Raw genomic sequence first — 22,928 nt, 5'->3', positions numbered from 1 at the left:
CGTCAGCGTGTTATAACGAGACCCAACCACAACGCGCCCCAACACATCACAAGGCTGACGACGATATTGCCTGCCGCCAGAGCCAGAGTTTGCTTGCGTCGCAGCTCTAGCGATTGATAGGCGAAGCTGGAAAAAGTGGTAAACCCGCCGCAAAAGCCGAATACCAATCGCATTTCCTCCTCGCCCATGTCGACGGGGCCTCCCAGATAGCCCAGCCACAGCCCAAGCAACAGGCTGCCAAGCACATTCACTATCAAGGTTGAGAGAGGGAGGTCATGCGTGATCCGCAGCGCCACCCAATGTCGAAGCACAGCACCCAAACCACCGCCTAGGCCAAACAGAGCATGCAGGTACAGATTCGTCATGCGGACCCCCGACCTGCATGAAAACGCCGCCCGAGGGCCTCACCGGCGATTGCGGCACCCAGGCCAACGGCGATTTCCAACCCGGCCGCCGTCATTGCCGCCCCAAGCGTGTTTGCAGCCAACCGTTCAAGCTCGGCCACGAATGAAGAGAACGTGGACAGGCCACCACAAAACCCGACAGCTCCGAGGTGCAAAACGTGCGCGTGAACCCGATGGCGAATGGAATACAGCCAGCCAAGGGCGAAACAGGCGAAAACGTTGATCCCGAACGTTGCAGTCAGGACCGAAGCGCTCGGGATTTCTACTGAAAAAAACTCCCGCACTAGAGAACCCAGTGCGCCGCCGACAAAAACGGCAAGAAACATCAAGACGCGGCCTTGTGTACCTGATTGAGAGTTCTGCGTGTTCACTCTGCCTGCCCTTAATGCCAGCCTGTCAGGCGTCGCGCCTAAAAACATTAGATCGATCAAACTCGTAACGCGATTTCACAAACGCGTCTCCTTTGATTGCAAACTGTCTGAGGGCTTGCAATCAAAAGCCAAGCTGTTTCACTTTGATTTATCATTTTCGGTTTTGATCTGAATGGATTTTACGCCGCACTCCAAAACGACCCACCCAAGGAGATCAGGAATGGTTGTACGCAGGCTTTATTATTTCCTCAGCTTCGTCTGTTTGCCTCTGGTTCTGGTTTTGGGCTTTGTCTGGCACCCGGCGCATTGGCTCCTGATCATTCTGATCCCTTACGCAGTGATCGGAATGTACGACATTCTGACCACCAAACATAACGTGCTGAACAACTATCCCGTGCTGGGTCATTTCCGGTACATGCTGGAGTTTGTCAGTCCGGAAATCCGCCAGTATTTCGTGGAAACTAACGAAAGCGGTCGTCCCTACAACCGGATCGTTCGTAGCCTGATTTACTCCCGTGCCAAGGGTCAGGTCGATACGCAGGCCTTTGGCACCCAATACGACATCACGACCGTGGGCTACCACCGTGCCAATCATTCGTTGGCCCCCAAACACGTGGATGAAAGCGAAGAACGTATCATGTTGGGCGGGCCGCAATGTGAAAAGCCGTATAGCGCGTCGCGCCTGAACGTCTCGGCTATGAGTTTCGGGGCGCTGAGCGCCAACGCCATTCGGGCTTTGAATGGTGGGGCAAAAGATGGCGGTTTTGCCCACAACACGGGTGAGGGCGGGTTGTCTCCGCATCATTTGGCCGAAGGCGGTGACATTATCTGGCAGATTGGCACCGGCTATTTCGGTTGTCGGACCCCCGACGGCGGGTTTGACAAGGACAAGTTCGCAGAAAAGGCCACTAAGGACGTGGTCAAAGCGATTGAGATCAAGCTGTCTCAGGGGGCTAAACCCTCGCATGGCGGGGTACTGCCCGCGGCCAAGGTCGACAAAGAGATTGCTGAGATTCGGGGCGTGCCGGAGCATCAGGACGTCATTTCCCCGCCGGTTCATTCGGCCTTTGACGGCCCGACCGAGCTGCTCGAATTCGTCCAGCATCTGCGCGAGATGTCAGGTGGCAAACCCGTTGGTTTCAAACTGTGCATCGGTAACCCGTCAGAGTTCATGGCAATCTGCAAGGCAATGTTAGAGACCGAAATCTTGCCTGATTTTATCACCATTGACGGCTCCGAAGGGGGCACAGGGGCTGCTCCGGTTGAGTTCACGAACCGTCTTGGCATGCCGCTGAACGAGGCGTTGATTTTCGTGAACAACTGTCTGAAAGGCGTGGGCCTGCGTGACAAAATCCGCATCATCTGTTCGGGCAAAGTGGCCACAGGCTACGATCTTGTCGAAAAATTCGCGCTGGGGGCTGATATGTGCAACGCCGCGCGTGCCATGATGTTTGCGGTCGGCTGTATTCAGGCGCTGCATTGCAACACCAACCGCTGCCCATCCGGTGTGGCGACCCAAGACCCGATCCGGGGAAGGGCGGTAAACGTGCCGCAAAAACGAAAGCGAGTACATCGCTACCACGATGCCACCTTGGAGAGCTTTCGCGAACTGCTGGGTGCAATGGGGAAATCAACCGTGGCCGAGCTTCACCCCCGTGACATCCTGCGCCGGACCGCCGACGAGCGGGAGCATTCCTACGCGCAAATGCACACGATCCTTGAAGAAGGCGCATTGCTGTCGGACGCTATTCCCGCCGAATTTGCCGACGATTGGAACCGTGCGTCGGCCCAGCATTTCTAGGGTCTATTGCAAAGACGGTCGGGGATTGTTGGCCGCGTGCGAGTGGATTTTACGCACGCTCCACTCCACGGCATCCCGCATGGTTTTGCCGAGCGCGATGTCGAAAGCCTCTACCAGATCAGGGGTTTGATCGCTGGCCGAGACGACATATTCGCGGAATGAGCTTGAGGCGATGATTTTGTCTTCGAACTCGTCGATGATCTTGATGTTCATCCGCACCTCGACCCTTACCGACGTGGAATCCTCAGTTTCCGATACGACAAGACCCTGAAATTCACGCAAGTCCGGTTGAATGACATAGTCCGCGCGCAGTCCGACCGTAGATCGACCCACCGCAGCAACCTTGCCTGAGTTCTCAAAGCTCTCAACCATCAGCGCCTGCACGATCAGCGGCGCGCGATCGACCCAGCGCGCTTGCGGCAGGTATTGCACCTGAAGCGCAGTGGGCTGAATGGCGATCTGGTCAGTGTTTACGGCGGCCGTCGCCGTCGGCTCTTGCACAACGATCTGCTTTTGGACCCGGGGCAGCGAAGAAGAAAATGTGCTTTTAGGTGTCAGCAGATACAGGTTGTTGGGTTTTGAGGCCTGTCGCAGCGTACCAAGACCGGCGCAGGCCCCCAGCAACGTCAAAGACAGGGTCAGAAACAGGGTCCTAATCATTGACGGAACTCCGATGCTTGGGTGCCCAGCAGGAACCGTGCCGGGTCGCGTTCTATTCTGTCAGCCAAGCGGTCGAGGGAAATGACCAGCCGCTGCGCCTCTTCGACAAAACGGACGAATTGAGGCAGGCCAACGCGTAGGAAGTTCGACACCTGCCGGCTGTTGTCTTGTACGATCTTGTCGACCGTACCCAGCAGCTCTTTCGCTGAGTTCGAGGCGCTGAGGACATCGTCCGAGATCTCGTCGATTTTGTTGGTGATGTTTGAGACGGTCTCGGTCACCTGATTGGCCGCTTTGCGGATGTCTTCAGCCACAGGAGCCACGTCTTCGTCTATCACCCGGTTGGCCGTATCAAAGGCACGCTCGGCCGAGGCCAATACGCCTTTGGTCGAGTCCATCGCGGTGGTGATTGACGCCAGCGTGGTGTTGGCATTCGCCACAGTTTCGGTGATCACACCTAGTGAGACACTGGCCTCATTCGACAGCCGCGTCAGGTTCTCGGCCAGTTCCGAGCCGCGCTGAATAAAGGGCTTGATGTCTTCGGCCATGACGCTGTTTGCCGTTGTCAGGGTTGTTTTGGCTTCATCCAACGCGCCTGTCGCCGAGTCCGCTGCTGTTTTGACTGATTGCAGCGTCTCGTTTCCGGTCTGAAGCGTGGTTTCAGCCGCAGCGATCAGCGGGTCGAGACGTTTGGTGAACTCACCGATATCCTTGGCCGCATCGCCGATATTGCCGGAAACGGTTTCAAAATCCGACATCGTCTTGTCCAGACGCCCGGTGGCGGAAGCGAGGTTTTCGAGAATATCCGAGACGGCCTTGCGGTTCTTTTCATCGACGACTGAGTTCAACTCCTGCAACAAAGTGATCGCTTCATCGAGCACCTTTGGCGCGCCTTCGAACAGAGATTGAATCGTACTGCGTTTGCTTTTGATCACGCTGTTTTGTGGCAGGCGGGCGGCGGTGGTTGATCCTCCGGTCAGTTCGACATAGCCGACGCCGGTGACACCAAGCGACTGCAATTGGGCGATCGTGTCTTCTGTGACGGGGATATCTGCATCGACCTCAATCCTCACCCGCACTTTCGAGGGGTCGCTATCATCCAGATTTAATGAGATCACCTGACCGACAGGAAGGCCGTTGAAACTCACCCCGCCAGCAGCAGATAGACCGGAGACGTTGTCGAACAACACGTCATAGTAGGCGTATTGGCGGGTCACCTCGAACTTGGCGAGCCATAGGAAAAAGCCAAAAGCCCCCAATAGCGCTGCAAGGGTAAATGCGCCGATTAGAATATAGTTCGCTCGGGTTTCCATCGCCTTACCTGCCTTACCCCTTCTGCTGCGCCGCGCGGGCGCGGGGGCCTGTGAAGTATTCCTGAACCCAAGGATGGTCGACCTTGGTCATCTCTTCTATCGGACCTTCAACCAGTACGCGTTTTTCTGCAAGTACCGCGATGCGGTCGCAGATCGCATACAGACTGTCCAAATCATGGGTGACCATAAAAACCGTCAGGCCCAATGCCTGCTGCAACTCTCGGATCAACTCATCATAGGCGGCGGCACCGATTGGGTCCAAACCAGCGGTGGGCTCATCTAGAAACACGATCTCGGGGTCCATGGCCAAGGCGCGAGCCAGCGCGGCCCGTTTGCGCATCCCGCCCGAAAGTTCGGATGGAAACTTGCCGCAACTCAGCTGTGGCAGACCCACTAGGCTGATCTTCAATGCGCCCAGAGATTCCATCAGTTTTTCGCTCAGGCCAGTATGTTCGCGCAGCGGTGCCATAACGTTCTGCAAAACGGTGAGCGAGGAAAACAGCGCACCATCCTGAAACGCCACGCCCCAGTGGCGTTCTATACGGCGGCGATCTTCCTCGGGTCCATTCAGGACATCTACGCCTAGTACCTCGATGCTGCCTGCCGCTGGCGTGTTCAACCCCACAATCGTCCGCAGCAGTACCGATTTACCGGTGCCCGAGCCGCCCACGATGCCCAAGACCTCACCCCGCCAGACATCGAGATCCAGATTGTCATGGACAACCTGCGGCCCGAACTGATTGCGCAGCCCGCGCACGCGGATCACCGCCTCGCGTTGCGCATCTGCCTGAGTGGTCTGATGTTGCACCGTGCCGTCCATGTCAGATCCCAATCTCAGAGAAGAAGATCGAAAACAGGGCGTCGATGGCGATCACCATGAAGATCGACTGCACGACCGAGGCCGTGGTGCGCTGACCCACGCTCTGGGCCGAGCCTTTGACCTGCATGGCCTGCCAGCAGGCGATCACGCCGATGACCAGCGCGAAGAAGGGCGCTTTGATCAGCCCAACCGCCAATTGCCAAACATCAGTGCTTTCGTTCAAACGAGTAACGAACATACCGGGGCTGATGCCGAGGTCGATCCAGCTCATCAATCCGCCGCCGAACAAGCCAGCAATATCGGCGACAAAGCCTAGGATTGGGAGCATGATCAAAAGGGCCAGAACTCGCGGAACCACCAGCACTTCGATCGGGTCCAGACCCAGCGTGCGCATTGCGTCTATTTCCTCCTGCACCTTCATCGACCCGATTGAGGCAGTAAAGGCCGACCCCGACCGCCCCGCCACGATGATTGCGGTCAGAAGGATCCCAAGCTCTCGCAGAACAGAGATCGAGATCAGCTCGACCACGAATATCTCGGCCCCGAACTGTTTCAGCTGTGTCGCCCCCTGAAAGGCCAAAACAACGCCGATCAAAAATCCCATTAAAGCCACGATGGGCAGGGCCTTGAACCCGGTTTCCTCCATATGTGTAAACAGGGCGGCCCGGCGCAAACGCCAGGGCATCACCAGCGTGCGCCCAAGCCGATGCAGCGTCAGTCCCAGGAACCCAAGGATCGAAAGCGTGTCGTTCCAAGCGCCAACTGTTTTCTGACCCACGCTGGCAACCCAATCCACGGCATTGCGAGGCGGGGCAAGCTTTCCGGGATGGTCGGGGATGTTCTGCGACACGGTCTCGATCAGTGCGGCATGAGCCGGTTGAACACCCCGGAACTCCAGCTGAGCGCCAGCCGTCGTGAACCGCTTGGCAAGATCCGCAACAAGCCACGCGCCGCTTGTATCCAATGCTTCGACATCGGACAGATCCAGCGTCACATGCCCGCCCTCTGGCTGAACGCCTGCAAAAGGTCGCTCGACAGGGGCAAGCGATTGCGTCAGCATTTCGCCTGCAATACGGATCCGAGTGCCATCGCTTTCGCGTTCGGCAGAAATGGTTGGGCTGCTCATATTTGTATGTGATGTAAAAAAGCCTGAATCTGCAATGGTTGTATGCCTTTGTTGTCGGATTTACAAATCTGGGATTGCGCCGCTGCGACACTTGCAGCTAGCACGCCACGGTTGTTTGGCGCGGACCTGCTTGCCGATTGTGGGACAAAATAACCGGCTGGGCGTTCGCCTCTACACCAAGTCTAAATCTGATGCTACGGATAGGCCGCAGGGAGGGCGATCTTGACCGTTAGCGAAAAGCGCATCAAAGCGATGACGACTGCCGGGCTGAATTTGATCGGTCAGGCGCTGTCGATCTATGATAACAAATTGCGTCTGGTTCTCAGCAATCGGCGCTTTCAAGAGATGTTCGGCCTTCCCGACGACCTTGTGCAACCGGGCGCTTTGTTTCGGGACACGATCCATTTTCTGGTCACCCGCGGAGAATACGGGTCCGAGGGCGATGTAGACGAAATGGTGCAGCAGCGCGTCGAGCAAGCCATGGCGTTTGAGCCGCACTACATGGAGCGTGTCCGCCCAAACGGGCAGGTTGTCGCTGTTGAGGGATCGCCGCTGCCTCAGGGTGGTTGGGTCGCGGTTTACACCGATATCACAGGCACAAAACGCGCCGAAAACTTGCTTCGCGCCCGATCTGAGGAGCTTTCCGACCAACTGCTCAGCCATACCGAGGAGCTTTCGGCTACCAACCGCAAGCTTGCTGCCACCATTGCTGCGTTGGAAGAGGCCAAGCGCGAACTGACCGAGATCGAAGCCCGCACGCGTATGACGACCGAGATGATGCCCGCGCATATTGCGCATCTCGATGTCGATGGGCGCTACGATTACTCAAACCGGCGGCTCAGCTCGGTGCTGCCGGGTCGCCCTTCGGATATTCTGGGGCTGCATATCTCCGACGCCCTAGGCCTACACGCCTTTTCACGAGTCGAGCCGCATCTGTCAAAAGCCTATAGCGGCCAAACTTCCGTTTTCGAGTTCACGGAAGAACAGGATTCCCGCCGCATTCGCGTGTCCTTTACCCCTGATGGGGAAGGTGGCGTCTATATCATGTCTGTGGATATCACCGAGGAAACCCAAACCCGCGTTGCATTGCAACAAACCCGCCGACGCGAGATGGCCGCGCAGATGACCAGCGGGCTTGCACATGATTTTTCGAACTTGCTGACCATCATTCTGGGGATGCAGGGACGGCTGGATAAGATGAACCTTTCCGATGAAGCGCATGAATTGATTGCGGCGACCCGTCAGACTGCGCAGCGTGGTGGGCAGCTTTTGAACCGGATAGCGGATATGACGGGGAACCGGACGCCGCAGCCCAAGGCGACGGATATGCTTCAGCTGCTTGAGGACCTCCGTATTCTCGCCTCACCTTCTCTGCCGCGCGGGATGGGGCTGTCGGTGGTCAACACTCTGCCGGATCAGGCCCTGATGCTGGACCCGGGGATGGTGCAGGATGCCTTGCTGAATTTAGTCCTGAATGCCCGTGATGCTTGCGGCAACAACGGTCAGATCACCATCAGCGCCCATGCAATTGGCGCGATTTGGGTTGAGATTACGGTCTCTGATACCGGGCCGGGGTTCTCGCCCGAGGCGTTGGAGAATGCACTCAATCCGTTTTTCACGACGAAAGGCAGCGAAGGGTCCGGTCTTGGTTTGCCGATGGTCTATGACACGGTGAAACTGGCCGGAGGCGACCTGAGCCTGAAGAACACGCCCTCGGGCGCGTCAGTGGTATTGCGGCTTCCCTACCGTCCTGCGCCCCCTATGCGCGGGGGGTTGGTTCTGCTAGTCGAAGACAATCAGGACTTGCGCCTCCAGTTTCGCGACATGCTGATCGACTTTGGGTTTTCGGTCATCGAGGCAACCTCGGTCGACGAGGCATTGACGCTGGTGAGCGAACTGGATGATATTGTTCTGGTCCTGTCCGATATCCGGTTGGAAGGGGAGGCAACCGGGCTGGACCTGATGGAGCGTCTCAAACCCCGGCTGCCATGTATCTTGATGACGTCGTTGCCATCGACTGATCCTGTGTTGAAGCGCGCGATCGGTCGGGCGCCCGTCTTGCACAAACCATTCACTCCCAAACAACTTTCGGCTTTGATCCGAACCGAGGCTGCGTGATGACTCAACCTTTGGTGACCATTCTCGATGATGAACCCGAGATCCGCCATATTCTGACGGAGACCCTGCAAGACGCAGGTTTTCGAACGCAGAGCTTTTCACGGGCTCGAGAATTCGAGGCCGCGTTGAACCGTGTGACGCCCGATGTCTGTCTGGTCGATCTGTCCCTGCCAGATACGGATGGTCTGGCGCTGGTTCATCGGCTGGCGCTGGAACAGGGCGCCGCCGTCATCATCATTTCAGGACGCGCGCAGGTGCAAGACCGGGTCACCGGGCTAGAGCTTGGCGCTGACGACTATATCACCAAACCCTTCGACCCCGCCGAGGTCGTCGCGCGCGTGCGGGCGCGTTTGCGGGCGCCGAAGGGGCAGGTGGCGCATTCGGAGACGGCCAGTTTCAACGGTTGGGTTGCGTATTTTGACCGCTATGTGCTTGAGGATCAAGAAGGCGCAGAAACCGCGTTCAGCCATGCAGAAGGTGAAGTACTGCGGCTGTTTCTCGAAAGCCCCAAACGCCTGATTAGCCGCGCCCAGATGCAGGAAACGCTGGGCGGCGCGGCCGGCGAGAGCTTTGATCGTGCAATGGATGTGCGTATTTCCCGCCTCAGAACAAAGCTGGGTGAAGATCCCAAAAACCCTCGATTGATCAAAACGATTTATGGCGCAGGCTATATTTTCCTGGGCGATGTGGTCTGGCATTGAAGGTCCCGGTGCGCGCATTTGACCCTGCTTCAAGTATATCTGCAAGGGTGGGCTGGAATCTTGGGCTTGTCCTGATTAACTAAAGCGACCTCGACGACCGAGGGGCAGAGGTACAAGGCACCTCTGTTTAACCGTGCGGTTGCCCGATAAGGGCGGCGACACCGACGATCTGGAGTGTGAAATGATCGGCAAGGCCTGGGCAAAATGGCGATCGGGCTATATCGGTCGGCTTGTCGTGGAAAGTCTGCGCAAGCAAGGATGGATGTACGGCATCGCGATGGGTGCGATGGTAATCGTTGCTGCCACGACCGCTGGTACGGCTTGGATGATGGAGAACATCGTTGATGCCATGACCACCCCGGAAATGAGGTCTCAGGCACATTGGATCGCGCTTCTTGTTGTCGGGTTGTTCGGCGCTAAGGCGTTCGCTTCCTATATTCAGTCGATTTTTTTGGCGCGCGCGGGGAACCGAATTATCGCAGTCCAGCAGGAGCGGTTATACAATCGGCTTCTACAGCGCGGCATTGGGTATTTTGCCGAGATTGAATCCTCGAACCTGTTAATGAGGGTCACCGCAGGGGCGGGTGCCGCGCGGAACCTGGTAAACATCATCGTGACCAGCTTCGTACGCGACGCGCTGACGCTTGTTGGTCTGGTTATTGTCATGATTTATCAGCAACCGCTGCTTTCCGTGCTGTTTTTCGTCGTTGGTCCAGTTGCTTTGATCAGCGTGCGCTACCTTTTGAAGAACGTACGGCGAATTATGCAGGCCGAGTTGAAATACCTTTCCGAGATCATCCAGGTCCTTCAGGAAACGTCGAACGGGATCAAAGTTATCAAGGTCTTCAGCCTTGAAAACCGCATGACCGATCGGATGAACACAGCGATCAAACGCGTCGAGAAACGTTCGAACGACATCGCCTCTTTGCAGGCCATCGCCAGCCCGCTGATGGAATTTCTGGCCGGTCTTGCTGTTGCCGGCATTCTGGTTGTCAGTACTTTGGGTATCGGAGGGTCTGAGCCTCCGACGGCGGGTCAGCTGATGTCGTTTATCACGGCCCTGCTGATGGCCTATGAACCCGCCAAACGCTTGTCGAAAATGAGGGTTTCGATCGAGACCTGCATGGTACCGATTGGTCTGATGTTCGAGCTTCTGGATGAACAGGATTCTATGCAGGAGCATTCAGAACCTAAAGAGATGGTTAAAGGTCCGGGCGAAATTCGCTTGCGTGATGTGACCTTCGGGTATCAGGGGGCAATACCCGTTATCAAGGATATGGATGTCACTTTCGAAGCAGGAAAAACCACGGCCCTCGTAGGCCAATCCGGCGGAGGAAAGTCCACGATTTTCGGCCTGATCATGCGATTTTATGATCCTAATCAGGGCTATGTCGAGATTGACGGTCAGGATTTGACCGAGGTCAGCTTTGCATCGCTTCGCCGAAAAATATCCTATGTCGGGCAGGACACGTTCCTGTTCTCGACCACCGTCATGGACAATTTGCGCTATGTCGCGCCTGACGCGACCGATGAAGAAATTGTTGCTGCGGCACGCGCGGCACATGCTCATGATTTCATCAGTCAACTGCCTGAGGGCTATGACACTCAGGTTGGCGAAAACGGAGCTTTCCTGTCTGGAGGTCAGAAACAGCGGATCGCAATTGCCCGGGCAATTTTGCGCAAAGCGGAAATCCTTCTGCTGGACGAAGCCACAAGTGCGCTCGACGCAGAATCCGAAACTTTTGTTAAAGAGGCGTTGGGCAAACTGACGGAAGGGGTCACGACAATCGTAATCGCCCACCGGCTATCGACGGTTCTGGAAGCGGACAACATCATGGTCGTTCAGGATGGTCAAATCGTTGAGCAGGGGACCTTGAATGTGTTGTTGGAAGAAAATGGTGCATTCAAACGCCTGTTTGATCAGCAATTTAGAAAGCCTACTTCCTAATCGGTCTGCGTCTTCCCGCGACTTCAATGTATTGAAAGTGATGAAATGATCAAGCCTGCACTATTCCCGCAGCGCTTGATCTTTAATCTTCACGACCGGTTGGATCAAGTAGTCCAGAACGGTTTTACGCCCAGCCAGAATATCGACCTCGGCAACCATGCCGGGAATGATTTCAACAGCAAGCCCCGAGGCGTCGAGCATCGTACCATTCGTCCGGATCTCAATGACAAAGACCTCTTCATCATTGCGTTCAGACCGGGTGATAGTGTCTGCACCAATACGAACAATTTCCCCGTCCAGCCCGCCGTAGCGGGCGAAATCATAGGCGGTGATTTTGACTTTGACGGGCTGTCCAGCGTGAAGAAACGCGATATCTTGCGGGCGAATATAGGCTTCGACCAGTAAACTGTCATCCAGTGGAACGATCTCGACCAACTCCTCCCCGGTGCGCGCAAGACCACCAATCGTGGTACGGTGGATGCGGTTTACGATGCCGCGCGCCGGAGATTGAACCTTTGCGCGGGACGCCCGATCCTGCAAAGCTGGTAGCATTGGTTCTAGAGCGGACAGTTCAGCGGTTGCGACGGCGAGGTCGGTCAGAGCATTGCTCCGAAATCTCCTGCGCGCCGCTCGAATTCGGTCGTCAATCTCTTCCAGACCGGTTTTTAGTCGACTGGTCGCAGCCTCGGCTCTGACCCGGCGACCCTTCCATTCCGCCTCGCTGCGCCGTAGCGCCAAAAGTGTGGTCGCGGGTTCCATTTTGCTGGCGACCAGAGGCGCCATCATTGCCCTTTCCTCAGCCAGAACATTCAATGTCTCTTCGGCGGTGACCTGATCCACCAATCCTTCTTCGTATTTCTTATGGCGTTGTTGTTGCTGTCGCAGCAAAATATCAACTTCAGCCTGCAGTTCGGCTTGCCGACCCTGATACAAAGCCCTTTCAGATTGAACGACATCTGGGGCGCCTGTGACGAGCGCAGCGTCAAACTGAAGGTCCCGCCCCTCGATCTCGGACTGTAGCCGCTGGATCCGAGCCATCAGGCCAAAAGCACGTTGTTGTTCCTGATTCAACTGACTGTCGATTTGGGTCGTGTCGAATTCCATCAACAAGGTGCCGGCTTGAACCACTTGACCTTCTCGCACGTGCAGTGCCTTCAAAACACCTGGCTCTGTTGCTTCGATGATCTGGATGTCTCCAGATGGCACGATCCGGCCATCCACGCGGGTTACGTCGTCCAACTCGGTCAGATACGCCCAAAGCCCGGTCGTGAGGAGGCATGCGAGAATTGCCACAAGCAGAAGAGAGTTTCGCAAAGGTGAAGTTCCGCGCGTCGCGCGTGCCAATGAGGCAAGATCATGATGCTGCGACATTCAGGTGCCTCCTGTTTTGACTTGCATGTTGTGAAAGAAGGCTTTTGGGCCCGTCTTTCGCAATTTGACCGTCGGCAATGACAATAACGCGGTCCACCAATTCCAAGAGGCTAGGACGGTGCGTGACGATCACCATTGTCGTGTCCGGGGTCGCCTGCTTGAGGCGGGTCAGAACGCGCGCTTCGGTTTGAACATCCATGGCGCTCGTTGGCTCATCCAGCAGTAAAACCGATGGCTTGCCAATCATGGCTCGCGCCAAGGCAATCGCTTGTCTTTGCCCACCAGAAAGCCCTTCACCCCGTTCCGCAAGCTGTTGATCATAGCCTGCTGGATGGCGAGCTACGAAGTCTTCAACTCCGGCAATATACCCGGCTTCAACTACTTCTTCGTCGTTTGGTCTGATAGCGCCACTGGCGATGTTTTCGCGGATAGAGCCGGAAAACAGCCAAACATCCTGTAGAACAGAGCCGACACCGCGCCTAAGGTCGCCTGGGTCAATTTGCCGAATATCCAACCCATCCAGCATGACCGACCCGACCCGAGGCGCATAGAGGCCCAGCAACAGTCGCGCAATTGTGCTTTTGCCCGAGCCAATTTGGCCAAGAATTGCGACTTTCTCACCGGGGTTGATGGTGAAGGAAACACCTTTCAACGTATCTTCGGATTGATCCGGGTATGTGAAATGAACGTTGCTAAATGAGATTGCACCTTTGAAGCTTGAACGACTGATCCAGGTTCTGCCTTCTGGTCTCTCGCTATCTGCTCGCATAATCTGGTTGAGGTTTCGAAAAGCGCTGCGCGCCTGATTGTACCGCGTCAAAGTTTGCGCCAATTGCCCCAGAGGGGCCAAGGCACGGCCGGTCAACATGACAGCGGCGATCAAGGCACCCATGCTGGCTTTTCCTTCCATGACCAGGAACACACCATAGAAAACGATCAGAACTTGCGCCGCCTGTTGCGTGAGGCCGGTCAGGTTCAGGGCGAATTGTGCAATCGCGCGACTGCGAACTCCGTGGTTCGATTGTCGTTCAATCGCGCTTTCCCAACGGGTACGCATCTGACGATCTGCAGAGGTGGTTTTTATGGTTTCGAGGCCAGAGACGGTCTCAACAAGAACCGATTGTTTGGATTGACCATCCTTGAATTGGCGTTCGGCCAACCGCGATAGGATAGGTTGGGCGAGCAATCCGGAAATCAGCACGATGGGTACCGCCATCGCAGGAACGATGGCCAGCGGGCCGCCCACCAGGAAGATCACGAAGACAAACAGAGCGATGAAGGGTAGGTCGACGATCACAACCAATGTTGCGGACGTGAAAAACTCGCGCAGGGTTTCGAACTCGCGAACTGTATTTGCCGTCGCGCCGGTCGATCCGGTGCGAGATTTCATTTGAATATCGAGTAACTTGTCAAAAATGCGCCGTCCCATCAGCCTATCAGCCTTTTGGCCGGCCTGATCAATGAATCCAGCTCTTAGAATCTTGAGTAGGAAATCGAATCCAAGGGCGAGGCCTACGCCTATGGTCAGTGCAATCAGAGACTCCGTTGCTTCGTTGGGAAGAACGCGGTCATAGACGACCATGATGAAGATAGACGTTGAAAGTCCTAGAAGATTGGCGAGCGCTGCTGCGAGAATGACTTGGCAATAGGACCATCGACTGGACGCCAAAGCAGACCAGAACCAATGTCCAGACCTTTGGATCTCGCCGCTCTTATTGATATCTTGATGGTCACGGCGACATAGGATTGCATAGCCGGTATACGCTTTTTCCAACTGTTTCTCGGGAATTGTCCCGATTCCTGACCCGATGCAAGGGTCATACACCAATAGCATGCTGTCGTCGCTGCGCCCATGATAGACCACGGATCGTCCCCCCTCCAGCAACAGTATGGCTGGTGACAAGTCGTCATCCAATTTGCTCAGCAAGCGCTTACCATACCCTGCCTGAAGACCGCTTTGGCGGGAAAGCGCCAGTGCATCACTTATCGAGAGGCCATTTTCCAAATTTGACTGCGCGGCAAAGAGAGACGCTTTTGTTATTGGACGTTCAAGTGTCTCACCCACATGCAGCATACACTTTTCTAGTTCTGTTAAACGAGATGTGTCCGGTTGGGATTCGTGCCGCGTCATGTCTCAGTTCCTCTTCGGCAAGTTAGGGCAGCGAAGGAATGGAGTGCGTCCGCTGATCGAACCTGTTTTCGGTTTTGGCCCGCTGCATGGCAACCAGGGGTCATTGGGCATAAGCATGTAGCTCCGAATTCGGACCCCAAGAGGTTTCGTTCGTTTGCGCATCGGCCAATGCAGACAAGAAGCCGTCGGCATTCGTCTTCCGCGAAAGATCCACCGAGCTCGGATTTTGTGTAATTCGTGATTGTGCTTGGGCCAACCAAGCTATGTGAGACAGTGAGACCTGATGCGCGTGGACTAGCTGCAGAGCGCCACAAGTTGTCAGTGTGGCCAGTTGCCTATTGGTCAAACTGTTCAACCCATCGGGCGAGATACCCCAACAGCCCTTTGGTAAAGAGCAACCCGCATGTTGGGTGAGTGGGGCCAACAAGTTCATATCCGCAAGCACATCACAAACGGCCTTTGTGGTTTGTGCTGACGACATTCGACCTTGGAAGAACCTCTTTACGGCTTCAAGATTGGAAGAAAGCGCTCCTGTTTCACGGTAGAACGCCTCATCTCTGGGGTCATCACTGATCAAGCCAAGGGATTCGTCGATGAGCAATTGGAATTGAGCGTCCTTGACCTGCCCACCTCTTGGCATTGGTTCGGCATCGAAAGGCGGGCACCTCATCGCAGAGGGCAAGTAGGGCGCCAACCATATGCCTGTTTCAGACACAAATGGGTTTTCAGCCTCTTCTGTCAGGGAAAACACTGCGACCGGCTCTACCCCGCTCTCCGTTTTGCGGAACACAAGCGGGAAAGCAGCCGCTACGGGGAAAACTTCTGCCGCAACAACTGAACATTCGGTCACGTGCCTTGTATGGTCGAATGAGGTGAAGCGTTTCCAGAACTTGTGACCATACCTCTGGAATGAGAGGGGTTTGAGGTGGGTTTTTGACATGGCAGCCTTCCAAGCTCTCGGCCAATCCTAGAAAAGGACTAGGCGGTGGCACCTGTCGGATCGGTATGCAGGATATTGTCTGCACTCAGGCTGCTCAGATCATTCAGACCATCGAACACGGCGAGCGTATTAACAGTGACGTCGTCTGATGCAGAGAAGCTGGCTTTGACGAGCTTGGCGTCGGTTCCATCGGTTGTCAGGGCATAGATCTCGTCTCCGGCCTGCGCTCCGACCAGGCTCTCCAATGACAATTCAATGGTGCTGGCCGTGAGGTCGCTGAGGATGGTCGTAAAGCCGACGAAGCCTGTATCTATTCCCAGATTGCCGCCTTGGCTCAGGAACTCCACGTCCGTTCCCGTGCCTCGCAACGTGGCGACGTCGAGGCCCCTGAACATCAGGGTATCTGCGACTTCCGTTGCAGTTCCGGTGCTGAACCCCGTGATGATATCCGTGCCATTGATTGCAGGGTCTGCTTCGAACACAACGATGTCTCGGCCTGCCTCTGTCAGGTCAATCGTATCGTCGCCATCGCCCCCCCTGATGATCGTGTCCACATTGCTTGCACCTATGACATCGTCAGTGGTCGTCCCTGATTGGTAGACAGAGTCGCCTCCGTTTGGCGTGACGATCTTCAGCTCAAAGGGTTGATTGATGTCCTGAATGTCGACGGAAAACTGCACGAGAGGGGCCGAAATGTCGGAGAAACTGAGTGTGGCTCCGGCGAAATTGACGAAACTGGGGTTGGCTGCGTTCACGGCAAGAGGCAATTGCCCGTTGAATATGATGGAGCCGCTGTCAAAGGTGACCTGAGCGGAGTCGAACTCTAAACGCATGTCTACAAATAACCCGCTCGACAATTCACGGTCGGCTTCCGAATAGACCGCGAACTGGACGGTTGAGCCGCTTCTGCCGACTTCCGAGATGACATAGGCTGCGGGCGTATGAGCCGTGGCTTCAGCACTCACCGGAAGGGGATCAGGCCCTCCTGATACTGTTGCTTCGGCCGAGAAGTTCAGATCCGTCCCGGCTGTCGTGGCGGCAAAAGCTGAGGCTGCGATAGGCGCAGACCATGTTCCATTTGCGGCGACGGTTGCGGTGCCAACGGATGTACTGCCCAACAGGATATCCACTGTCTGCCCAGCGGCCAGACCGACCGAAGAACCGCTAATTGTAATCCCGGAACTCTGCGCATCGGCAAGAGAGATTGCCCCATTTGTTCCAATCGAATCGAGGTTCAAGGTTGGTCGGAAATCGGTTGAGAAGTAACCTGTTGCCGCGTTGGAGGTATTGCCTGCAGCGTCTTCAACCGATGCCGAGATCTGGAAGCTAGTGCTGTCTGCCAAGGCCGCGAGATCGCCGGTTGGAATATCCGCACTCCAACTTCCGTTCATTGCGGTGGCTGTATAGGTCTCGCCGTCCAAGTTGATGGTTACAGTGTCTCCGTTGTCGGCCGTTGTTGTGCCTGAAACCGTCAGGTCCTGCCCACGTTCCACGATATCCAGGACTGATCCGATGGACAGTTGATCGAGGGTAATGCTGGGTGCCGCAAAATCAGTTATGAAGCCCATTGTGGTCTGGGACGTATTTCCAGCTGCATCAGCCACGGTCGCGGTGATGGTATAGCTTTCCTGATCCTGAAGCCCCAAAAGATCGGACGCATTTGTCACCAATGTCCAATTGCCACCAGTGACGGTTGTCGTCTCGCTGATGTCAACCGTGCCGTCGGCGCGTGCGATCGTGATAGATACAACCGCCCCTACGCCTGCACCGCTAGTGCCTGAAATGGTCAGGTCCGTCGCCCGCTCTGCAGCGTTCATGATCGAGCCGTCGGAAACACTCGTGATCGCGATGGTCGGATCAGTGAAATCAGTATCGAAGCTGCCTGTCGCCTGAACAGCTGGGTTTTCGGCGATATCCGAGACATCTGCTGTTACCGCAATTGTTGCTCCGTCTGCCAAGAGTGCCAGATCAGCGGCTGGTACCGTAACGGTCCACGACCCGCCTGAAGCCTCGGCGGTATAGGTGAGCCCATTCATCCCAACGGTTACGGTTTGATCGTCTTCAGCTGAGGTGGAACCCGAAATGGTCAGGTCGGTTCCGCGCTCCGCCGCATTCATGACAGCACCGTCCGAGAAGCTGTCGACGGTCACCGTCGGAGCGCTGACATCCTTGGTCAATTGCGCCGTTGCTTGAGGCGCAGCCAGCCCGTCCGCGTCAGACACATTGGCTGTTATCGTAAAATCGCCGCCATCGGACAGAGATGCTAGATCGGCGGTCGGTACGGTAACGCTCCAAGAGCCACCCGAGACGAGGTCCGTATAGGTCTGGCCGTTCAGCGTGACGGAAACCTGCTGGTTGTCGCCAACATTTCCGGTTGTGCCTGAAATGGCAAGGTCTGAACCGGCCTCGGCAGCGTTCAGGATATCACCTACGGACAAGGGCGAAATGGCAATGGATGGGCCTGAGAGGTCGACGGGCACCGTGGCCGTCACGGTGGTCGCCGGGTTGCCAGCCGCATCCGCGAGCGTAACACTGATTTCTGCCGGAGTGCCCGTCGTCAACCCGGCAAGATCCGCGTTGGGAATAGTGACAGACCAACTGCCGCCCAGTGTCGTGCCGGTAAAGGACTGCCCATCCAATACAAGCGTTACAGTTTGGTTGTCCTCAGCCGAGGTCGCCCCGGTCACGGTCAGATCGCCGGTTAAATCAATAAGGTCAATGGACCCTCCGCCGACCGGATCGAGCGTGAGGGTTGGAGCCGTGAAGTCCGTATCGAAGCTGTTGCTGGCTTGAACGGCCGTGTTGCCAGCGCGATCCGAAACGTCCGCTGTCACGCTGATGGTTGCCCCATCCGACAAGGCTGCCAGATCGGCGGCTGGAACGGTTGCCGACCATTGGCCGTTGGACACCGTACCGGTGTAAGTCTGACCATTCAGAGTGACGCTCACCGACCGCCCGTTTTCTGCGTCTGTCGCACCACCTACGACAAGATCTGTTCCCTGCTCGGCGGCGTTCATGACGGCGCCATCCGAGAAACTGTCAATGCTGAGTGTTGGTGGGATGGTGTCTACGACCACGGTTGCCGTCGATACGGAGATCTCGTCCCCCAAGGTATCAAGCATACGAACGGTCACTGTGGACTGGCCTTGGGCCAGGGCGCTCGCCTCGGGCGCTGTGAGGGTGACGGTCCAGTTCCCTTCGGAATCCGGTGTCACGGTCTTGGTCACGGAGCCGATCGTAACCTCGACCGAGGTCGCATCGTCCGGCGCAGTTGCGTTGGTCAGAGTGTTGTTGAGGGAGGTGGCCTGCAACTCTGCCAAATTCAGCGTCGGGAAGTTTGGCGTAGGGGCTGGATCGTCCCCGCCGCCTCCGCCGCCGCCACCTGCCGCCGCAGCACCGGCGAGACCAATACCCGCCGCCGCGGCACCCACACCGCCCAGACCACCTGCTGCTGAGGCGGCTCCGGCCTCGGCAACAGCGCTGAATTCGACGATCTGCGAAACCATCGCCTCGGCGATCATGATCGAGCCGCTTTCAAGGACCTGAACATGTTCAGCCGCAACAACCATGGTGCGGCCGTCGAGCATTTTCAAAAGAACATCCCCATTGTCCATCAGCTTTGCAGATTTCACACCCGGGATCGTATCCGCGAATTGGAACGCATAGAGTTCCTCAACCGTCGCCTGCGCAAATGCCGGAAGGGCCAGCAAGGTCGACACCAAACTGCCCGCAATGCCGCGCCCGGATAGTTTGCGCAGATTGCGTTCGATCCACGAGCGTTTGTGTCGATCACGGTCTGCCCCTGAAAGATCGGCTGGCGTTTCAGTATGGCGCTCAGGTGTCTTCATCGTCTTGCCCCTCAGATTTGGTGTCCGCGATCCTGGGAAGGCTGTCCTCGACATGACGCTTTGTTCATCTGTCTTGCCTTCCGGTTACCGCCGCGGGCGAACCTGAAAAAATTGAGTTAAACTGAAGCCGAACTCCTCGTTTTCACCACATTCCCGCTTTTGTTTCGGTCTGGGCATCAGATCATCCTCAGGTCACTGCCAAGGGTGGCATCGGGGGTGATCAAGGTGATGCTTCAATTCGAAACTGTGGTTGCAACGGGAAGCCCGGCGCTCGATTCAGGTATCGGCGATACGGCTTTAAAAACGTTTAACGGGGATACGTATCTCTATTCCGTCACCGGTCCGTTCGGTGGCGTTGCCGCCTGGCGCCTCACCGAAGGGGCCGGGCCGCAGCTTTTAGATACGGTCTATCACAGCGGCCCGATCCTGTATCAGGTGGGGCGGACGGGTGTGCCAATCACCTTGGGCGCTGAGGACCAACTGGCCCTTGATATCAACAATGCAACGGGTTTGGTGGGGTATACTCTGAACGCGGACGGCACCTTTGGCGATCTGCAGGAAACCGGGACGCTCGTCGGTGGCGGAGACATCTCGGCGATGACGCAACTGGCCGTCGGAGGGCAGAGCAATCTGACCCTCGCGCATGAAGATACCGATCAGATCGGCAGCTATCAGATCAACCCAGACGGCACACTTTCGGTCGTTTCGCTGGTCTCAGGCCAAGCCGATTCGATGCATGCTGCGACGGTCGGGACCGAACAATTCGTGATCACCACAAACGCTGCAAATAGTGAAATCGCCGTGTTTGACGTTTCCGCAAGCGATGGCAGCCTCAGCGCTCTGGACAACAGTGCCGCTGTTTCAACGATGGGAATCTCTACGCCCACGGCGATCGAGGTGGTCGAGGCCTATGGCCAATCCTGGGTCATCGTGGCGGGGTCGGGCAGCAATTCCCTCAGCGTGATGGGATTGCGCAGCGATGGTCGGTTGATCCCCAAGGATCATGTTCTTGATACGTTGAATACCCGGTTTGAATCCGTGCAGGACCTGTCGGTGATCGAGGTGAATGGCCGTGCGTTCGTCGTTGCAGGTGGGTCCGACGATGGGGTCAGTCTGTTCACGCTGACCCCGAATGGAAAGCTGGTCTATCTGGACAGCTTTGCCGACACGTTGGATAGCGGGTTGGGGAACGTCCAGACTCTAAACCTCGCCCATATCGGTGATGAGCTTCAGGTGCTTGCAACCTCGCAGCAGGATCCCGGACTGACGCAGCTGAGCGTTTCTTTGGCAAATCTCGGTGCCGTCCTGGACGGTAGCGGGCCGGTTATGGGCACGGCGCAAGACGATATGCTCAGCGCGGGGGTGCTGGATGCCCAACTGTCTGGCGGGGAGGGAGATGACATCCTCATTGCAGGGAGTGGTGAGACGACGCTGACAGGCGGGGCAGGAGCCGATATTTTCGTCATGCAATATGGTAGTGACCCCACGACGATCACGGATTTCGAAGCTGGTAACGATCGGCTGGACATGTTCGACTATCTACTGCTGCGCACCCCCGATCAATTGACCTTTACTGCCACATCCCAAGGGGCCGACATCCAGTATCTGAATGAGGTCGTCCACGTGATTTCCTCAACCGGCACGCCGTTGACGAAAGAAGAAGTCTTTGGCTCCGGGTTTGGCGAGCCAGATCACATCCCCGTGGATTTCGGCACCTTCGGCGGGTTGGAGCCTGCAAGCTCGGACGGTATTCAGGGCCGCGTGAGCGTCGATTCTGAGGCCGCCAATCCGGGCCTTGCAGATGCTGAGGTCAAGTTCACTCCGACCGGAGGCGGCCCCGTCACCGCAACCACGGATGAGACCGGACGCTTCGATCTGAACGTTCCGAACGGGACGTTGACCGGAGAGCTGGAGGTCGTCAAAACCTATTCAACAGCGAGCGGACGGGTCAACGCTCTGGATGCGTTGCAGGTTCTGCGTATCTCGGTTGGTTTGGATCCGACATGGGGGCCGGCGGCTCCGGAGAACCTGATTGCCGCCGATATAACACAGGACGGAGCCGTCAACGCACTGGACGCGCTGTCCATCCTGCAAGCGGCGGTCGGACAAAGCTCACCCTATCCGGCGAAGTGGGTTTTTCTAGACGCAGATGCCGACCTCTCAGGGATAACGCGAAATGCGGTGAATTATGACACGCAGTTGGATGTTACGGTCCAAGATGGTTCGTTTGCGATGGATATGACCTCTATTCTTTTGGGAAACATCGAGTCGTTTTGACGGTGTTTTGCGGGCATTTTGCCCGGACTGAACACTCTTTCCCAAACCGGTTTGCGGTCCTGTTGAAAAAGTTGAGGGGCGGGTTGTCGCACTCGCGAACGCAGAGGATGGTCGCTTGCCCCTCACTTTAGCCACTCCGAAATACATTTTTTTTACGCGCTGGTCCCAAAATAAATTGTCATGGTTGACAATTAATCTTCAATCATTATTTGTCATCAATGACAATCTACGAGGCCGCAATGCCAAGACCATCACTGAAAGACCAACGATCTCAGGAAATCCTGGATGCGTACCTCACATGTGTGGCGCGGTTCGGCCTTGACGGCGCGACCCAGGAACGGATTGCAGAGGAAGCTGGCGTCAAGCGCCCCCTGCTGCGCCACTATCTTGGCAACAAGGACGAAATGATTGCTGCACTTGCCGAGTACACCCTTGAAGGCTTTGCGATGTCACTGGACGGCCTGCGACACGCCCTGCCAGACAGAGCAACGCCAACCGATCTTGTGGACGCTCTTTTTGCCGAAAACAGCGGAACAGATCCGCGGCTCATGCTGGCCTATCAGGCACTGGTAACTGTTGTTCCGGATCGTCCCGAATTTCGGCAAGATCTTATGGACAGCCTGACTGCCTTCTTTGACGTTGTTGAGGATGTCCTGAGGCGCGCTGCCCCTGACGCGCCGGATACTAGCATTCGCGCCGTGACTCAGGGTATTTCCGCAATCTTTGTCAGCATGGATGCCCTGTCGCCACTCGAGCCGCCCAAAGTCTGGCGCGCGGAATTGAAACTGGCGGCTTCTTTGCTGGCCTCAACACTAGAGGCCGAGCGATGAACCACTCCAGAACCGCGAACTATATTGCTCTGCCTATCCTGTTGGCTGCTGCTGTCCTGGGTTACTACTGGGTCTGGGGGCTGCTCTTCCTGTGGTGGACTATTCCGACCATCCTGAATGGTCAGGCCTTTCTAGTGTTCGAGATCAACCGAGACGACGATCCAGTTCTATTCTGGGCCATTGCCTGCCTCTGGGCCTTGTCAGGACTGATGATGCTCGCCGCCAGCTTTTTTCCGCAATACGCCCATCTGATGACCTGAGGGAACAAG

At 56.4% G+C, this 22,928-nt stretch carries 17 protein-coding genes; 7 read left to right on the top strand and 10 right to left on the bottom strand.

Features of this window, described 5'->3' with window-relative positions:
* Nucleotides 1-2 precede the first annotated feature (2 nt).
* Together crcB and ACR0J4_RS13665 are read right to left on the bottom strand one after the other, a co-directional pair.
* Nucleotides 3-365 (bottom strand): fluoride efflux transporter CrcB, encoded by a 363-nt coding sequence (gene crcB, locus ACR0J4_RS13670; protein ID WP_170643343.1) that lies wholly within the window; start codon nucleotides 363-365, stop codon nucleotides 3-5.
* Nucleotides 362-730, bottom strand: coding sequence for a FluC/FEX family fluoride channel (locus ACR0J4_RS13665; RefSeq protein ID WP_170378332.1), 369 nt, complete (start codon nucleotides 728-730; stop codon nucleotides 362-364). The genes crcB and ACR0J4_RS13665 overlap by 4 nt, the downstream gene beginning before the upstream one ends.
* Before the next feature lie 265 nt (nucleotides 731-995).
* Between ACR0J4_RS13665 and ACR0J4_RS13660 the strand changes: the two genes are divergently transcribed.
* Nucleotides 996-2,576 (top strand): FMN-binding glutamate synthase family protein, encoded by a 1,581-nt coding sequence (locus ACR0J4_RS13660; protein WP_170643344.1) that lies wholly within the window; start codon nucleotides 996-998, stop codon nucleotides 2,574-2,576.
* 3 nt (nucleotides 2,577-2,579) lie between these two features.
* Here ACR0J4_RS13660 and ACR0J4_RS13655 read toward each other — a convergent pair whose 3' ends face one another.
* From ACR0J4_RS13655 to ACR0J4_RS13640, 4 genes are read right to left on the bottom strand one after another with little or no spacing between them, the layout of a single operon-like run.
* Nucleotides 2,580-3,236 (bottom strand): ABC-type transport auxiliary lipoprotein family protein, encoded by a 657-nt coding sequence (locus ACR0J4_RS13655; RefSeq protein ID WP_170378328.1) that lies wholly within the window; start codon nucleotides 3,234-3,236, stop codon nucleotides 2,580-2,582.
* Entirely contained in the window at nucleotides 3,233-4,549 is a 1,317-nt protein-coding gene (locus tag ACR0J4_RS13650) for an MlaD family protein (protein WP_170643345.1), read from the bottom strand. The genes ACR0J4_RS13655 and ACR0J4_RS13650 overlap by 4 nt, the downstream gene beginning before the upstream one ends.
* Nucleotides 4,550-4,562: 13 nt before the next feature.
* Complete coding sequence (locus ACR0J4_RS13645; RefSeq protein WP_170639677.1) at nucleotides 4,563-5,369, bottom strand: ABC transporter ATP-binding protein; 807 nt, start codon at nucleotides 5,367-5,369, stop codon at nucleotides 4,563-4,565.
* Between the two features lies 1 nt (nucleotide 5,370).
* Nucleotides 5,371-6,495, bottom strand: coding sequence for an ABC transporter permease (locus ACR0J4_RS13640; protein WP_170643346.1), 1,125 nt, complete (start codon nucleotides 6,493-6,495; stop codon nucleotides 5,371-5,373).
* Between the two features lie 252 nt (nucleotides 6,496-6,747).
* Between ACR0J4_RS13640 and ACR0J4_RS13635 the strand changes: the two genes are divergently transcribed.
* The 3 genes from ACR0J4_RS13635 to ACR0J4_RS13625 all read left to right on the top strand — a co-directional run bounded on the left by ACR0J4_RS13635 (nucleotide 6,748) and on the right by ACR0J4_RS13625 (nucleotide 11,262).
* Complete coding sequence (locus tag ACR0J4_RS13635; protein ID WP_170643370.1) at nucleotides 6,748-8,613, top strand: PAS-domain containing protein; 1,866 nt, start codon at nucleotides 6,748-6,750, stop codon at nucleotides 8,611-8,613.
* Nucleotides 8,613-9,314 (top strand): response regulator transcription factor, encoded by a 702-nt coding sequence (locus ACR0J4_RS13630; protein ID WP_170643347.1) that lies wholly within the window; start codon nucleotides 8,613-8,615, stop codon nucleotides 9,312-9,314. The genes ACR0J4_RS13635 and ACR0J4_RS13630 overlap by 1 nt, the downstream gene beginning before the upstream one ends.
* A 181-nt stretch (nucleotides 9,315-9,495) precedes the next feature.
* On the top strand, nucleotides 9,496-11,262 hold the full coding sequence (locus ACR0J4_RS13625) for an ABC transporter ATP-binding protein (RefSeq protein ID WP_170643371.1): 1,767 nt from the start codon (nucleotides 9,496-9,498) through the stop codon (nucleotides 11,260-11,262).
* A gap of 60 nt (nucleotides 11,263-11,322) precedes the next feature.
* Here ACR0J4_RS13625 and ACR0J4_RS13620 read toward each other — a convergent pair whose 3' ends face one another.
* From ACR0J4_RS13620 to ACR0J4_RS13605, 4 genes are all read right to left on the bottom strand, one after another.
* A complete protein-coding gene (locus ACR0J4_RS13620; RefSeq protein WP_170643348.1) occupies nucleotides 11,323-12,633 on the bottom strand; it encodes an HlyD family type I secretion periplasmic adaptor subunit in 1,311 nt (436 codons plus the stop codon).
* Entirely contained in the window at nucleotides 12,617-14,764 is a 2,148-nt protein-coding gene (locus tag ACR0J4_RS13615) for a type I secretion system permease/ATPase (protein ID WP_170643349.1), read from the bottom strand. The genes ACR0J4_RS13620 and ACR0J4_RS13615 overlap by 17 nt, the downstream gene beginning before the upstream one ends.
* A 100-nt stretch (nucleotides 14,765-14,864) precedes the next feature.
* Nucleotides 14,865-15,704 carry a SapC family protein gene (locus ACR0J4_RS13610; RefSeq protein WP_170549555.1) on the bottom strand — a complete coding sequence of 280 codons (840 nt, stop codon included), beginning with the start codon at nucleotides 15,702-15,704 and terminating at the stop codon, nucleotides 14,865-14,867.
* 38 nt (nucleotides 15,705-15,742) lie between these two features.
* On the bottom strand, nucleotides 15,743-19,552 hold the full coding sequence (locus tag ACR0J4_RS13605; RefSeq protein WP_170643350.1) for an Ig-like domain-containing protein: 3,810 nt from the start codon (nucleotides 19,550-19,552) through the stop codon (nucleotides 15,743-15,745).
* Nucleotides 19,553-19,780: 228 nt separating this feature from the next.
* Here ACR0J4_RS13605 and ACR0J4_RS13600 point away from each other — a divergent pair, with 228 nt between their 5' ends.
* From ACR0J4_RS13600 to ACR0J4_RS13590, 3 genes are all read left to right on the top strand, one after another.
* A complete protein-coding gene (locus ACR0J4_RS13600; protein WP_480668701.1) occupies nucleotides 19,781-21,829 on the top strand; it encodes a dockerin type I domain-containing protein in 2,049 nt (682 codons plus the stop codon).
* A 218-nt stretch (nucleotides 21,830-22,047) separates the two neighbouring features.
* On the top strand, nucleotides 22,048-22,659 hold the full coding sequence (locus tag ACR0J4_RS13595) for a TetR/AcrR family transcriptional regulator (RefSeq protein WP_170643352.1): 612 nt from the start codon (nucleotides 22,048-22,050) through the stop codon (nucleotides 22,657-22,659).
* On the top strand, nucleotides 22,656-22,919 hold the full coding sequence (locus ACR0J4_RS13590) for a hypothetical protein (protein ID WP_170549563.1): 264 nt from the start codon (nucleotides 22,656-22,658) through the stop codon (nucleotides 22,917-22,919). Before ACR0J4_RS13595 ends, ACR0J4_RS13590 begins: the two co-directional genes overlap by 4 nt.
* Nucleotides 22,920-22,928 lie beyond the last annotated feature (9 nt).

This window comes from Ruegeria sp. B10 (assembly GCF_056539825.1).
The sequence above is the reverse complement of the archived record's forward strand: the minus strand, read 5'-3'. Positions and strand labels throughout refer to the sequence as shown.

What these genes read in the sequence shown, in the direction of transcription:
- ACR0J4_RS13610 (WP_170549555.1), bottom strand. Translation starts at nt 15,704, where the DNA reads ATGTCAAAAACCCACCTCAAACCCCTCTCATTCCAGAGGTATGGTCAC.
- ACR0J4_RS13660 (WP_170643344.1), top strand. Translation starts at nt 996, where the DNA reads ATGGTTGTACGCAGGCTTTATTATTTCCTCAGCTTCGTCTGTTTGCCT.
- ACR0J4_RS13625 (WP_170643371.1), top strand. Translation starts at nt 9,496, where the DNA reads ATGATCGGCAAGGCCTGGGCAAAATGGCGATCGGGCTATATCGGTCGG.
- ACR0J4_RS13590 (WP_170549563.1), top strand. Translation starts at nt 22,656, where the DNA reads ATGAACCACTCCAGAACCGCGAACTATATTGCTCTGCCTATCCTGTTG.
- ACR0J4_RS13620 (WP_170643348.1), bottom strand. Translation starts at nt 12,633, where the DNA reads ATGTCGCAGCATCATGATCTTGCCTCATTGGCACGCGCGACGCGCGGA.
- ACR0J4_RS13645 (WP_170639677.1), bottom strand. Translation starts at nt 5,369, where the DNA reads ATGGACGGCACGGTGCAACATCAGACCACTCAGGCAGATGCGCAACGC.
- ACR0J4_RS13640 (WP_170643346.1), bottom strand. Translation starts at nt 6,495, where the DNA reads ATGAGCAGCCCAACCATTTCTGCCGAACGCGAAAGCGATGGCACTCGG.
- ACR0J4_RS13665 (WP_170378332.1), bottom strand. Translation starts at nt 730, where the DNA reads ATGTTTCTTGCCGTTTTTGTCGGCGGCGCACTGGGTTCTCTAGTGCGG.
- ACR0J4_RS13635 (WP_170643370.1), top strand. Translation starts at nt 6,748, where the DNA reads ATGACGACTGCCGGGCTGAATTTGATCGGTCAGGCGCTGTCGATCTAT.
- ACR0J4_RS13650 (WP_170643345.1), bottom strand. Translation starts at nt 4,549, where the DNA reads ATGGAAACCCGAGCGAACTATATTCTAATCGGCGCATTTACCCTTGCA.
- ACR0J4_RS13655 (WP_170378328.1), bottom strand. Translation starts at nt 3,236, where the DNA reads ATGATTAGGACCCTGTTTCTGACCCTGTCTTTGACGTTGCTGGGGGCC.
- ACR0J4_RS13595 (WP_170643352.1), top strand. Translation starts at nt 22,048, where the DNA reads ATGACAATCTACGAGGCCGCAATGCCAAGACCATCACTGAAAGACCAA.
- ACR0J4_RS13630 (WP_170643347.1), top strand. Translation starts at nt 8,613, where the DNA reads ATGACTCAACCTTTGGTGACCATTCTCGATGATGAACCCGAGATCCGC.
- crcB (WP_170643343.1), bottom strand. Translation starts at nt 365, where the DNA reads ATGACGAATCTGTACCTGCATGCTCTGTTTGGCCTAGGCGGTGGTTTG.
- ACR0J4_RS13615 (WP_170643349.1), bottom strand. Translation starts at nt 14,764, where the DNA reads ATGACGCGGCACGAATCCCAACCGGACACATCTCGTTTAACAGAACTA.
- ACR0J4_RS13600 (WP_480668701.1), top strand. Translation starts at nt 19,781, where the DNA reads ATGCTTCAATTCGAAACTGTGGTTGCAACGGGAAGCCCGGCGCTCGAT.
- ACR0J4_RS13605 (WP_170643350.1), bottom strand. Translation starts at nt 19,552, where the DNA reads ATGAAGACACCTGAGCGCCATACTGAAACGCCAGCCGATCTTTCAGGG.